This window comes from Alkalimonas sp., assembly GCF_020831925.1.
Taxonomy (GTDB): domain Bacteria; phylum Pseudomonadota; class Gammaproteobacteria; order Enterobacterales; family Alteromonadaceae; genus Alkalimonas.
The window spans coordinates 1-13,580 of the sequence record NZ_JAFIFQ010000069.1; the positions used below are offsets into that span (position 1 = coordinate 1).

The 13,580-nt window shown below is 53.6% G+C and carries 11 protein-coding genes, 1 other RNA gene and 1 pseudogene; 9 read left to right on the forward strand and 4 right to left on the reverse strand.

The annotated features are described in order from the left end of the window. Nucleotides 1-239: 239 nt before the first annotated feature. Together gltX and JJU14_RS14900 are read left to right on the forward strand one after the other, a co-directional pair. Nucleotides 240-1,652 carry a glutamate--tRNA ligase gene (gene gltX / locus JJU14_RS14895; RefSeq protein ID WP_228614515.1) on the forward strand — a complete coding sequence of 471 codons (1,413 nt, stop codon included), beginning with the start codon at nucleotides 240-242 and terminating at the stop codon, nucleotides 1,650-1,652. A 169-nt stretch (nucleotides 1,653-1,821) separates the two neighbouring features. Beyond that, entirely contained in the window at nucleotides 1,822-2,601 is a 780-nt protein-coding gene (locus JJU14_RS14900) for a DUF481 domain-containing protein (protein ID WP_228614516.1), read from the forward strand. A gap of 66 nt (nucleotides 2,602-2,667) precedes the next feature. Here JJU14_RS14900 and serA read toward each other — a convergent pair whose 3' ends face one another. The 4 genes from serA to ssrS all read right to left on the reverse strand — a co-directional run bounded on the left by serA (nucleotide 2,668) and on the right by ssrS (nucleotide 5,492). Beyond that, nucleotides 2,668-3,894 (reverse strand): phosphoglycerate dehydrogenase, encoded by a 1,227-nt coding sequence (gene serA, locus JJU14_RS14905; RefSeq protein WP_091344170.1) that lies wholly within the window; start codon nucleotides 3,892-3,894, stop codon nucleotides 2,668-2,670. A 58-nt stretch (nucleotides 3,895-3,952) separates the two neighbouring features. Further along, nucleotides 3,953-4,606, reverse strand: coding sequence for a ribose-5-phosphate isomerase RpiA (gene rpiA / locus JJU14_RS14910; RefSeq protein WP_228614517.1), 654 nt, complete (start codon nucleotides 4,604-4,606; stop codon nucleotides 3,953-3,955). Nucleotides 4,607-4,690: 84 nt separating this feature from the next. Next, nucleotides 4,691-5,281 (reverse strand): 5-formyltetrahydrofolate cyclo-ligase, encoded by a 591-nt coding sequence (locus tag JJU14_RS14915; protein WP_228614518.1) that lies wholly within the window; start codon nucleotides 5,279-5,281, stop codon nucleotides 4,691-4,693. Nucleotides 5,282-5,309: 28 nt separating this feature from the next. Next, nucleotides 5,310-5,492: non-coding RNA, 6S RNA (ssrS, locus tag JJU14_RS14920), on the reverse strand. Between the two features lie 158 nt (nucleotides 5,493-5,650). On the opposite strand from ssrS, the gene JJU14_RS14925 reads away from it, so the two are divergent. The 7 genes and pseudogenes from JJU14_RS14925 to JJU14_RS14955 form a co-directional block, all read left to right on the forward strand. Further along, a complete protein-coding gene (locus JJU14_RS14925; protein WP_091344163.1) occupies nucleotides 5,651-6,232 on the forward strand; it encodes a UPF0149 family protein in 582 nt (193 codons plus the stop codon). Between the two features lie 20 nt (nucleotides 6,233-6,252). Beyond that, nucleotides 6,253-7,605 (forward strand): Xaa-Pro aminopeptidase, encoded by a 1,353-nt coding sequence (gene pepP / locus JJU14_RS14930; protein WP_228614519.1) that lies wholly within the window; start codon nucleotides 6,253-6,255, stop codon nucleotides 7,603-7,605. Beyond that, the gene (gene ubiH, locus JJU14_RS14935) at nucleotides 7,589-8,884 is read left to right on the forward strand and encodes a 2-octaprenyl-6-methoxyphenyl hydroxylase (protein WP_228614520.1); all 1,296 of its coding nucleotides are present in this window, start codon (nucleotides 7,589-7,591) and stop codon (nucleotides 8,882-8,884) included. Before pepP ends, ubiH begins: the two co-directional genes overlap by 17 nt. After that, nucleotides 8,871-10,115, forward strand: a complete 1,245-nt coding sequence (locus JJU14_RS14940) for an FAD-dependent monooxygenase (protein WP_228614521.1) — start codon at nucleotides 8,871-8,873, stop codon at nucleotides 10,113-10,115. The genes ubiH and JJU14_RS14940 overlap by 14 nt, the downstream gene beginning before the upstream one ends. A gap of 151 nt (nucleotides 10,116-10,266) precedes the next feature. Then, on the forward strand, nucleotides 10,267-11,361 hold the full coding sequence (gene gcvT, locus JJU14_RS14945) for a glycine cleavage system aminomethyltransferase GcvT (RefSeq protein WP_228614522.1): 1,095 nt from the start codon (nucleotides 10,267-10,269) through the stop codon (nucleotides 11,359-11,361). 145 nt (nucleotides 11,362-11,506) lie between these two features. Further along, on the forward strand, nucleotides 11,507-11,896 hold the full coding sequence (gene gcvH / locus JJU14_RS14950; protein WP_228614523.1) for a glycine cleavage system protein GcvH: 390 nt from the start codon (nucleotides 11,507-11,509) through the stop codon (nucleotides 11,894-11,896). 93 nt (nucleotides 11,897-11,989) lie between these two features. Next, nucleotides 11,990-13,580 (forward strand): annotated as a pseudogene (locus JJU14_RS14955) (glycine dehydrogenase (aminomethyl-transferring)); the annotation flags it as partial.

Consider the following 13,580-nt stretch of genomic DNA (forward strand, 5'->3'; position numbering starts at 1 on the left):
CTTGTAAGGGCGGTGCTCTCCCAGCTGAGCTAATCATCCGCTGCATCAATGGCGCTCATTATAGAGTTCGGTGATTGAGTGTCAACAGGAAATTTTGAATTACGAAGCAGTTGCTGTAAAAAGCGTCACTTTGCTGTCATAAAGCACAATTGACTGTGGCTGTGCGGCAAAATGGCTGCGCTGTTAGCATCAAAACTTGCTACAATAACGCCATTTGATATTGCCTACAGGAATGCCTTATGTCGATTGTTACCCGTTTTGCTCCAAGCCCTACCGGTTATTTGCATGTTGGTGGAGCCCGAACTGCGTTGTACAGCTGGTTATACAGCAAAAAAATGGGTGGCAAGTTTATTCTGCGCATTGAAGATACCGATCTGGAGCGTTCTACGCAGGCATCAGTCGATGCCATTTTGCAGGGCATGGATTGGTTGGGGCTGGATTGGGACGATGGGCCTTACTACCAAACCAAGCGTTTCGATTTGTACAAAGAAGTGATCCAGCAGTTGTTGGATGCTGGCAAAGCTTACAAATGTTTTTGCACCATTGAAGAGTTGGACCAGATGCGTGAAGCGCAGATGGCTGCGGGCGAAAAGCCGCGTTACAACGGCATGTGGCGTGACCGCACCGATCATCCGACCGATAAACCTTACGTTATCCGGTTTAAAAATCCGCAAGATGGCACTGTGGTCATTGATGACCTGATCAAAGGCCGCATCGAAATTGCCAACAAAGAGTTGGATGATTTAATTATTGCCCGTACAGATGGTTCGCCTACCTATAATTTGACGGTGGTGGTGGATGACTGGAAAATGGGTATCACTCATGTGATCCGTGGCGATGACCATGTTAACAATACACCAAGGCAGATGAATATTTTGGCCGCCCTGGGCGCACAAATCCCACACTATGCTCATGTCCCGATGATTCTGGGCGACGATGGAAAACGTTTATCCAAGCGTCATGGTGCAGTGGGCGTGATGCAATACCGCGACAACGGTTTTTTGCCAGAAGCCTTACTCAATTACCTGGTGCGTCTTGGCTGGTCGCATGGCGATCAGGAAATTTTCAGCAAAAGCGAGCTGATAGAGTTGTTTGATCTGAAAAACTGCAACCGGGCACCTTCGGCATTTAATACTGAAAAACTAATTTGGTTAAACCAGCATTACATCAAAACCCTGCCAGTTGAAAGGGTTGCAGCAGAGCTGGAATGGCACCTGCAGGATCAGCAACTTGATACCAGCAAAGGGCCGGCCATTACCGAGGTCATTAAGGTGCAAGCCGATCGGGTGAAAACCCTAAAAGAGCTGGTACAGGTGAGCCGTTATTTCTACGAAGATTTCACTGCCTTTGATGAAGCTGCGGCCAAAAAGCATTTGCGGCCGGTTGCAGCAGAGGCTTTGCAGCAGGTGCAACAGAAGTTGAGTGCATTAACTGAGTGGAAGGCTGAAGCCATTCATCAGGCCATTCATACTACGGCCGAAGAACTGGGGTTGGGGATGGGCAAGGTAGGTATGCCACTTCGGGTCGCGGTCAGTGGTGCCGGCAATTCGCCGTCGCTGGACTTGACCTTGGCACTGGTTGGCCGGGAGCGGGCTTTAAGCCGGCTTGATATGGCACTGGCGTTTATTGCAGAGCGGGCAGAGCAAGTCTGATATGCTTGGGCTGGTATGTGTTCTGCATACTGGCCTGGTTGCATCTTACCTAGCAAAATGGGCACTTCATCGGTTTGTTATCAAATCAGTGAACCCTTATGTTGGCGTGCTGTCTGAAAAGCTTTACAATACTTCATTTTTTACGAGGCAAGGATTTCAGGTGATAGCAGTGCGTAATGTTGCCTTGGTCGTGGTGTGTACCTTAAGCACGGTTTGCTTGAGTGTGCAGGCTGCAACTGAACTTTCACAAGCCGAACAGGCATTGTTGCAACCAAGACTCGGAGGTGATGTTGAGTTGGGTTTGCTGTACAGCAGTGGTAATACCAAGGCCACCTCTGTTCGGTTGAACAGCGAGCTGGTGCACGAGATCCCCTATTTTCGTAATCGTTATCAGGTACAGGGTTTAACCCGTACCAGCAAGGTACGCAATGCCAATGAGGATGCTTACACCCGTATTACCTCTGGTCAGCGTATTGGTTTAACCGGTCAAAGCAACTACAAATTTGCTGCTAGCAATCAGAGTGGCTTTGGCCGCGCGGCCTATTTGAACGATCGCTTTGGTGCTTTCCGCGAACAAGCCTCAGTGGCGCTTGGTTACGCCAACCGAGTGTTTGATCAAAGCCCAAGTTACCTGGATTTGGAAACAGGCCCTGGTATTGGCTATCAGCGCCGGCAAAATGGTGACAGTGAAGGCGGTTTGATTTGGTTTGCTGCGGCCAATCTGGAATACAAAGTCTATGAAGGCACCCGTTTTCGACAGGGGCTGGAAACCGTGCTGTCGCTGGATGGTGAAAGCTCCAGTGTACTCAGTCGCAGCAGTTTGACAGCACAATTAAATGGCCGGTTGTCGATGCGCTTTAACTTCATCGTCAAATACGATTCCAAGCCGGATGCGGGGCGCTTTAAAACCGATACCGAAACCTCGGCCTCGGTGGTGTATTCATTCTAATAAAAAACCGGCTTCTTGCAGCCGGTTTCACTCTCTAAACTCGTCGTTCGTCAGCTAGCACAACGCTCAATGCAACACCCGCGCCCGTAAAGTACCGGGGATGGCTTTTAGCTCAGCCAGAGCTAGCTCGTAATCGGCTGAGTCAATATCAATCACCACATAACCGATATCGGCGCTGGTTTGCAGGTACTGACCGGCAATGTTGATCTGATGACGGGCAAAGCTTTCGTTGATCTTAGTGAGCATGCCAGGCTGGTTTTTGTGGATATGCAGCAAACGATGACGACCGGTATGTTCTGGTAGCGATACTTCCGGGAAATTGACTGCCGATAAGGTAGAACCATTATCGCTGTACTTCACCAGCTTGCCAGCTACTTCATAGCCGATATTTTCCTGAGCTTCCTGGGTTGAACCGCCAATGTGCGGGGTGAGCAGCACATTGTCAAAAGCCCGAAGTGGTGAAACAAACTCTTCGCTGTTGCTTTTTGGCTCTACCGGGAATACATCAATGGCCGCACCATTTAGTTTTTTACTCTCCAGTGCCTGGGCCAAGGCCGCAATATCGACCACAGTGCCGCGTGAAGCATTGATCAGAATGGCACCTTGCTTCATTAAATCCAGTTCTGCTTCGCCAATCATGTTTTTGGTTTGTGGCGTTTCTGGAACATGCAAACTAATTACATCCGAGGTTTTCAGTAGGGTGGAAAAGTCCACCTGAGTAGCATTGCCCAGCACCAGTTTGTCTTCGATATCGTAAAACTGTACCCGCATACCCAGATGCTCGGCCATGATGCTCAGCTGAGTTCCAATGTGGCCATAGCCAATGATGCCAAGGGTTTTACCGCGGGCTTCATACGAGTTGTTAGCGGTTTTTTGCCACTCACCACGATGGGCTGCCGCATTGCGGCCAGGAATGCCGCGTAGCAGCATAATGATTTCACCCAGTACCAACTCGGCGACCGAACGGGTATTGGAGAAAGGCGCGTTAAATACGGGTATCCCGCGCTCCAGGGCGGCATTTAAATCCACCTGATTTGTTCCAATACAAAAACAACCAATGGCTGCAAGTTTTTCGGCGGCTGCCAACACGTTTTCGGTGAGCTGGGTACGGGAGCGAATGCCGATAAAGTGGACGTCACGGATTTTTTCAATCAGCTCGTCTTCGGGTAAGGAGGTTTTCAGGTACTCAATATTACTGTAGCCCTGATTTTTAAAACTTTGCACCGCACTTTGGTGCAGGCCTTCCAGCAATAAAATCTTGATTTTGTCTTTTGCCAGCGAAAATTTTTCCATGATTGATCTCTTGTTGCAAAGTGGCTGTGGACGCAGACCCGTGGTTCTTATGGTTTTCTTATTTTATTAGCCTGGTGCCTTCCGGTGTACCAACCAGTACTTTATCAGCGGCTCGAATGGCAAAAATACCATTGGTGACCACCCCTACGATGTTGTTGATTTGAGCTTCCAGCTGAATCGGATGATGAATTTCCAGATCATGTACATCCAGAATCACATTGCCATTGTCGGTGGTAACGCCTGCTCGCAGTACAGCACGGCCTCCGAGTTTCGTCAGCTCACGGGCAACATAACTGCTGGCCATTGGGATCACTTCGACCGGCAGCGGAAAGCGGCCAAGTACCGGTACCTGCTTGCTCTGGTCAACAATACAGATAAAGGTTTCGGCTACTGCTGCAACAATCTTCTCGCGGGTCAAGGCAGCACCGCCACCTTTGATCATATGCTTATCCGGGTTGATTTCATCGGCACCATCCACATAGACCGAAAAGCGGTCGATGGTGTTCAGATCCAATACCGGGATCCCTAAGGCTTTCAGTTTGGCAGTCGATTGCTCGGAGCTGGAAACAGCCCCTTCGATCTCATCCTTGATGGTCGCTAAAGCATCAATAAAATGATTGACGGTCGAGCCGGTACCAACACCGACCACCGTATGGCGAGGGATAAATTCAAGCGCCGCCCAGGCTGCTTTGCGTTTCATTTCATCAAGCATAAGAAAACCTTGATTAGCCGTACAGATGGATAAAATAAGCCGCTATTATAACCAAGTCAGCGTCAGACAACAGCAGAATCCAGCCTATTCTTGCAGAAAAATTGCATCCGGGGTGCAAATAGCCGGTAAGGGCACATCCCAGGGTTCAATCGGCAGGGCATCGACCTGCTGACAGCTGTGGGCCAGGCCAATCAGTTTGGGCTGACCATCGCTGCTTCGGGTCGGGTAATGCGCCAAAGTGCGGTCGTAAAAGCCGCCACCCATTCCCAGGCGATTGCCTTTGGCATCAAAGGCAACCAGGGGGGTGCAAATCAAATCCAGTTGTGGCACGGGTCGTAAATCCGGGCAACTCCAGTCCGGCTCCGGAATGCCAAAGCGATTGGCGCGCATTGGTGTATTGGCCTGAAAGTGTTGGAAAATCAGATGACCGGACGTAAAAGGGTGCAGCAGCGGCAGATAGAGTTGTTTGCCAAGCTGCCACAAGGCATGGATCAGTGGCCAGGTATCCAGCTCGCCATCGTTGCTTAAATACAGGGCGATGTGCTGGCAGTCAGGTAAAAAAGGCAAATGACTAAAGCGCTGGGCCAGCTGCCGGGCGGCCAGGTGTTGCTGCTCGGTACTGAGTTGTTTCCGGCGTTGGCGGATCAGTTGGCGGAGTTCGTGACGGCTTGGCACCCGTGGCTTCCCTGGAATTGCGAAGGTTATGTTCTCCGAAGCTGCCGTGTCGGATGGTAGCCCTTGAACCCTGGGTTCAAGGCGGGAGTCTGATGCCACCGTAGGCTTCCCGGTACGGGCCGGGCTTGCACAAAAGTGACAAGGTGAATCCCTTGGCAATCTGAATATCGGCTCAGGGACGTCGATCCAATCACCAACAGCTCAGAGAACACATCCAGTATAGCACCGGCGCCGGGGACAACGAAAGGGCTGGACGCCGAAATACTGTGCAGTCTGCTTCAATCTGGTCCGCTTTCTCGTATGGCTGTTCTTGGCCTTATCTTGCTGCAATGGTAGGATAGAGCAAAGCATTAGTCAGGTGATCCCATCATGCCAACCCCTTATATTATGCCGTACGAGCAGTGGCTGCTTCGGATGGAAGAATCGCAGCTGATGGCCTCTCCGGCCGAGCTGCATGGATTGATCAGCGGTTTGCTGTCGGCCGGGGTGCAGGCCGAGCAAAAGCAAATTCTGCCGGTGTTGTACGATTTTCTAAACGACAGCCAGGCGGTACCGGTAGCGGTGCAAAAGCAGATTGTTGAGCTGATTGAAAAAACGGCCGAGCAATTGCAGCACAGTGATTATGCCTTTGCCTTGCTACTGCCAAGCGATGACGACAGCCTGATCGAGCGATTGGAAGCTGTGGTTGAATGGTGTCAGGCCTTTTTGGTTGGCTTTGCTGTATTGCAAACCGACTTATCGTTGGTGCCGGACGATATCCGCGAAGCGGTTAATCAACTGACCGAAATTACCCGGCTGGACGTGCACAGCAGCAGCGATTTTTCCGAGCAGGAAAACGAAGAATCCTATTACCTGGTGCTGGAGCATATCCGCATTCTGGCGCTGAATTGTTTTCACGAGGTCGGCCTGAAGTACCAGCAAGGTGCAGCGCCGAAAAAGACCCTGCACTAAGCCAGCACGAAGGAAAAAACATGAACAGGCCCCAGGCTCTGCGTCGCCAGCGGTTGCTGGCTGAGTTACCTGCCTCCTCGGTCGCGGTTATCGCCGCCGGCTACGAGCAGATCCGTAGCCGCGATACCGATTACCCCTTTCGCAACAACAGTGATTTTTGGTACCTGACCGGCTTTCCAGAGCCGGAAGCACTGCTGATTTTAACCAAAGACGAAGCCGGACAGTGTAGTGAGCTGTTGCTGTGTCGAGATAAAGATGCCGAGAAAGAAGTCTGGCAGGGCAGGCGGTTTGGCCCGGAGCAGGCACAGCAGCAGTTTGGCATTACTGCAGCCTCGCTCAGTGCGCAGCAAGCACAATTAGCTGCCGCGCTCAAAGGCAAGCAACAGCTGTGGTTTTGCTTCGGCGAAGATGAAACCTTGCACCATCTGCTGCATCAGTGCCAACAGCAGATCCGCAGGACGCCACGCCAAAGCGAATTAGCCCCGCAGCAGCAGTGCAATCTGCGGCCGCTGCTAAGTGAGCTGCGCCTTTTTAAAGATGAACACGAAATCACCCTGATGCAGCAGGCAGCTACTATCAGTGCTCAGGCTCATAAAGCGGCCATGCAGCTGTGCCAGCCCGGTATGCAGGAATACCAGCTGGAAGCGTGCATTCAGTACCACTGTGCCATGCAAGGCGCCCGCTATGCCGCCTACAACCCCATTGTTGGCGGGGGGGAGAATGCCTGCATTTTGCATTACACCGAAAATAACGCCGGGCTGCGCGATGGCGATCTGGTGCTGATTGATGCTGGCTGCGAGCTTATGGGCTATGCCGCCGATATCACCCGGACCTTTCCGGTCAATGGCCGCTTTAGTAAGGAGCAGGCTGCGCTCTATCAGCTGGTGCTGGATGCACAGCTGGCGGCGCTGGCTGAAATCAAACCTGGCAGCAGCTTTGCGCTTGCCACCCAAGCCTGTTACCGGGTGCTGACCGAAGGTTTGCATCAGCTTGGCATCCTGCAAGGGGAGCTGAGCGCCTTAATCGAAGCCGAAGCAGCCAAACCCTGGATGATCCACAGTTTAGGTCATTGGCTGGGGCTGGATGTGCACGATGTCGGTGCTTATCAGCCCAAAGGCAGCCCGCCAGAGCCAGGCGCAAAAAACCGTCCCTTTGAGCCCGGAATGGTACTGACGGTAGAGCCCGGTCTTTATATTCCCAAAGGCAGTGATACTGATCCCAAATGGTGGGGCATCGGTATTCGTATTGAAGACGATGTGTTGGTGACTGCAGAGGGCCATCGCAATCTGACTGCGGCTGTGCCTAAAACCATCGCTGAGATTGAAGCTCTGATGGCAGCGGGCAAAGGAACAGGGGATGGCCAGTTTGACTGAAATTGCTGTGTCTGAAGGTGCGGTGCCTGAGGTAGATATTGCCATTGCCGGTGGCGGCATGGCAGGACTGACTCTGGCCTGGGCCTTGCTGCGGGCCAGGCCGACGCTGCGACTTGCCGTGATTGAGCAGCAGGGCGCGGTGGAGCGCTCGGTTAGCTTCGACAGTCGCAGCATTGCGCTGGCCGCGGCCAGTGTGCAGCAATTGCAAGCCTGGCAGCTGTGGCCGGAACTGGCTGCCAAAGCTTGTCCTATTCGCCATATTCATGTGTCCGATCGTGGTCATTTCGGTAAATGTTACCTTACAGCCGAACAGTTTGGCCTGACCGAGTTTGGCGCTGTGCTCGAAGTCGAACACCTTGGCCAGTTGCTGCAGCAGCGCTTGCAAAATGTGCCGCAGGAACAACTCTTGATGCTGCAACCGGATCACATTGTGGCCTTGCAGCAACAACAGGATCAGGTACAGTTGCAACTGGCCAGTGGCAAGCAGCTGTCCGCTTCGCTGTTAGTGGTGTGCGAAGGCGGCCTATCGCCAACCCGGCAACTGGCTGGCTTTGCTCTTAGCACCGAACACTACCAACAAACCGCAGTTATTGCCAACCTGGCGCTGGCTGAACCGCATCAGGAGCGCGCGTATGAGCGCTTTACTGCCGATGGCCCCATTGCGCTGTTGCCACTGCCTGGCAAGCGCTATTCTCTGGTCTGGACTACCAGCCCGGAGCAGGCAGCCAGGTTGATGCAGCTGGGCGATAGCGAATTCACCGCCGCCGCCCAGCAGGCTTTTGGTTACCGGGCCGGTGTTTTTGTCAAGAGCGGTGCTCGTGCCAGTTACCCGCTGACGCTTCGTCGCAGCGCCAGTCCGGTGCTGCATCGGATCGCGCTGGCTGGCAATAGCCTGCACAGCCTGCACCCCATTGCTGGCCAGGGCTTTAACCTGGCACTTCGGGATATTGCTGCTCTGGTGCAGTTAGTCGAGAACCATACCCAAAATCAACCTACCGATAAGAACAGCGCTGCCGAGATTGGCGGCTATGCCATGCTGCGCCAGTACCAGTTGGCGCGGGAAGCCGATATGCAGCAGGTCATGACCTTGACCGATGGGCTGGTGCGGCTGTTTTCTAACCGTTCGCGGCTGGTAGCGCTGGGCCGCAATCTGGGCTTGCTTGGCATGCTGCTGTGCGATGATTTAAAACAACCGCTGGCCCATCAGGCCATGGGCTACAACGCCATGCAGCGCCTGCAGGCTCAGCTTAAGGAGTTCTCAAACCATGCAGCATTGTGATATCACCATCGTTGGCGCTGGCAGTGCCGGTTTGACGCTGGCGCTGCTGCTGGCTCCATTGAAACTGTCCATCCAATTGGTGGAAAAGGGCCCGGCTCCAGAGCCAGCAAAAGCTGAGTTTAAGCGGGTCAGCGCACTGAATTTGGCATCGCAGCGGTTGTTTGCGCAACTGGGGATCTGGTCTGGGCTATCGGAGCAACTGGCCGCCTATCAGCAGATGGAGGTGTGGCAAGCCGACAGTTTTGGCCGTATTGGTTTTTCCGCGCCGGAGCAGCAGTTACCGGCCCTTGGCTGGATCTGCGATAACGAGCAAATTCGTCAGCAACTGTATCAAGCCTTACAACAAGCGCCCAATGTGCACTGCCACTTTAACGCTGGCATTCAGCGCATCAGTCAGGGCGAGCAGAATGTCGCCTTGCAACTCGATAATGGCGAGCTGCTGCTAAGCCGCTTATTGGTTGCAGCCGATGGCGCCAATTCCTATGTGCGTGAACAGCTGCAGTTGCCACTCACCCATTGGGATTACCAGCACCATGCCCTGGTCACGACCTTGCATTGCCAGCAAGCGCACCAGGCCACCGCTCGTCAGGTATTCTGGCCCGATGGTCCTTTGGCTTTGTTGCCACTGCCGGACAGTCAGCAGGTTTCTATTGTCTGGAGTGTACCGCCTGAGCGGGCTAAAGCGCTGCAGGCATTGCCGGGGGAAGACTTTGCCAAGGCTATCACTGCTGCCAGTCAGTCGGTACTGGGGCCACTCAAGCTTACCGGCGAGCGGCAGCTGATCCCGCTGCGCATGCGCTACGCCAATCAGTGGGTGCAGGGGCGGGTGCTGCTGGTGGCCGATGCGGCGCACAGCATTCACCCGCTAGCCGGCCAGGGCATGAACTTGGGGTTGATGGATGTTGCTGCATTAGCAGAACTAATCTCAGAGCAGCTGGAGCAACAGCTGGATATCGATTGCCCGCGCATGCTGGCCCGTTATCAGCGCTGGCGTAAATCCGAGGCGCAGAGCCTGATCTTGGCGATGGAAGCCTTTAAACGGGGCTTTAGCGGTGGTGCTCTGCTACCGAAATTACTGCGCTCTGTTGGCATGAAGCTGCTGGATCAACAAGGCGGTCTGAAACAACGCATGATGGCGCTGGCCCTTGGTAATCAAGGCGATCTGCCCAAATGCGTCCGGCCAGGCTTGCGCCCGGCCAGTGGTGCCGTCGAACAAAGCAGAGTGGTTTGAGTCATTGCATTATAAAATCTAATTAAAAAGGGGCTGTTGGCACCCGGCTGCATCCGCTATAATCGGTGCATTCTTAGTCGGTCTGGCTGCATAAGTGGTTGCTTTGCCGCCTGAATACCGCCGCTGCGCTACAAAGCACTGGGAGCATCGAATGTCACAACAAGCTGCATCACAACACACCGTATTACACGCCAAGCATCTGGAAGCTGGTGCCAAGATGGTGGATTTTTTTGGCTGGCATATGCCAATCAACTACGGCTCTCAGATTGAAGAGCACCATGCCGTGCGCCAGGATGCCGGTATGTTTGATGTATCGCACATGACCATCGTCGATTTAACCGGCGCCCGCACCCGCGACTTCCTGCGCTTTTTGCTGGCCAATGATGTCGCCAAGCTGACAGTGCCTGGCAAAGCGCTGTACACCGCCATGTTAAACGAAGCCGGTGGTGTGATTGACGACCTGATTGTCTACTTCCTGCAAGAAGATTACTTCCGCATTGTGGTGAACTCCGCCACCCGTGAAAAAGATTTGGCCTGGCTAAACCAGCATGCACCTACGTTTGAGGTGACGGTGACCGAGCGGCCGGAGCTGGCGCTGATTGCCGTGCAGGGCCCGAATGCCAAAGCCAAAGTCGCCATCTTACTGGATGCCGACCAACAGGCCGCGGTGGCAGGCATGAAGCCTTTCTTTGGCGTACAAAGCGGTGATTTATTTATCGCCACCACTGGCTACACTGGCGAAGATGGTTACGAAATTGCCATGCCTGAAGCCAAAGCCGCCGATTTCTGGCAAAAACTGCTGGATGCTGGCGTGAAACCGGCCGGCCTGGGTGCCCGTGATACGTTGCGCCTTGAAGCGGGCATGAATTTGTACGGCCAGGACATGGATGAAAGCGTCTCGCCACTGGCTGCCAATATGGGCTGGACCATTGCTTTTGAACCAGCCGATCGCAATTTTATTGGCCGCGCTGCGCTGGAGCAACAAAAAGCCGCCGGTACCGATAAGCTGGTTGGTCTGGTGATGGAACAAAAAGGCGTGTTGCGTCATGGCCAGCGGGTTGTGGTAGCCGGCGGTGAAGGCATCATTACTTCTGGCACCTTCTCTCCGACGCTGGGCTTTAGCATCGCGATGGCACGAGTTCCGGCCAGTACTGGCGATAGCGCTGAGGTAGATATCCGTGGCAAGCTGGTGCCGGTCAAGGTGATAAAACCGGCTTTTGTTCGCATGGGCAAAAAACTTATCTAAACTAACAAATGGTTGGCTGTACAAAAGTTGCACACTGGCTGTGTGAAAGCTTTGCAGCGGACCACTTGCTGTATCACAATAAACTGAAACCGTCTGTGCACGCGGACAAACGACTAAAAGAACAACGTCAGGTAAGGAATAAAACATGAGCTCTATCCCTACAGAATTAAAGTACGCTTCTTCGCATGAGTGGGTGCGTCACGAAGGCGACGGCATCTACAGCGTTGGCATTTCCGAACATGCACAGGAGCTGCTGGGTGATATGGTGTTTGTGGAGTTGCCGGAAGTCGGTGATACCGTTTCTCAGGGTGACGACTGCGCGGTAGCCGAGTCGGTCAAAGCGGCTTCGGATATTTATGCGCCGCTGTCCGGTGAAATCGTTGAGGTGAATGAATCACTGGCCGATGCACCGGAGCAAGTGAACTCCAGCCCTTACCACGATGGCTGGATGTTTAAAATTAAGGCGTCGGATCTGGCCGAGCTGGACGAGTTGCTGGACGCCGAAGGCTACCAGAACGTCATCGACGAAGATTAATTGTCATCCGGAACTGCTTAAGCCCCGTATTTATCGGGGCTTACTTTATACGTCGTACATTTTTCGCCATTGTATTAATAGGACACATCAAGCATGAGCAACCCTGCTGCTAAAACGCTGTCGCAACTTGCGAATCACCAGGAATTTATTCAACGCCATATTGGCCCGGATGCCAATGAAACCGCTGCCATGCTGGCCGAGCTAAACCTGGGTTCTGTCGAAGAGCTGATCGCGCAAACCATTCCGGCCGATATCCGTTTACCAGAGCCTTTGGCCATTGGTGACAGCCGCAGTGAGGCTGAAGCGCTTGCTTATCTTAAGTCCGTTGCCTCAAAAAACAAAATCTTCAAATCTTACATTGGCATGGGCTATCACCCAACGCTGACACCGAACGTGATCCTGCGCAATGTGCTTGAAAACCCAGGCTGGTACACCGCTTACACCCCTTATCAGCCAGAAATCGCTCAGGGCCGCTTAGAAGCATTGCTGAATTTCCAGCACCTGACGCTGGATTTAACCGGCCTGGAGCTGGCCAGCGCTTCGTTGCTGGATGAAGCCACCGCCGCTGCCGAAGCCATGGCGCTGGCCAAGCGGGTGTCGAAAAACAAAAAGTCCAACAGCTACTTTATTGCCACTGATGTGCACCCGCAAACGCTGGATGTGGTGAAAACTCGTGCTGAGATGTTTGGCTTTGATATCGTCACCGGCCCGGCCAGCGATGCCGATAAGCACGATGTGTTCGGTGCCTTGTTGCAATACCCAAGCAGCAGCGGCGAAGTGCGCGACGACAGCGATTTGATCGCCGCGCTGCAAGCCAATAAAGCCATCGTCGCCGTAGCGACCGATATTATGGCGCTGGTGCTGATGAAATCCCCTGGCCAGCTGGGCGCCGATGTGGTGCTGGGCTCGGCGCAGCGCTTTGGTGTGCCTATGGGCTACGGTGGCCCGCATGCGGCCTTCTTTGCTACCCGCGATGCTTACAAACGCTCGATGCCAGGCCGTATTATCGGTGTGTCGAAAGACCGTCTCGATAACAATGCGCTGCGCATGGCAATGCAAACCCGCGAGCAGCATATCCGCCGCGAAAAAGCCAACTCCAACATCTGTACGGCTCAGGTGCTACTGGCCAATATGGCGTCGTTCTATGCTGTGTACCATGGCCCGGACGGCCTGAAAACCATTGCCGAGCGCATTCACCGCTCGGCCGATATTTTTGCCGCTGGCTTAAAAGCCAAAGGTGTTGAGCTGCTGCACAACCACTGGTTCGATACCATCAGCTTTAAAGTGGCCGACCGCGCCGCTGTGATTGCCCGCGCGCTGGCCAAAGAAGTGAACCTGCGCACTGACCTGAGCGATAGCCTGTCGGTCAGCTTCCACGAACTGACCACAGCAGCCGATATCGCCGAGCTGTTTGCCATAGTGCTGGGAGATGATCATGGCCTGAGTATCGACGCGCTGGATGCTGAGCTGGTGAAAAACGGCTCTGGTTCTATCCCGGCCAGCCTGCTGCGCCACGATGCGATTTTGCAACACCCGGTGTTTAACCAGTACCACTCGGAAACCGAGATGCTGCGTTACATCAAAAAGCTGGAAAACAAAGACTTAGCGTTGAATCATTCGATGATTTCGCTGGGCTCTTGCACCATGAAACTGAACGCCACCGCCGAGATGATCCCGGTCACCT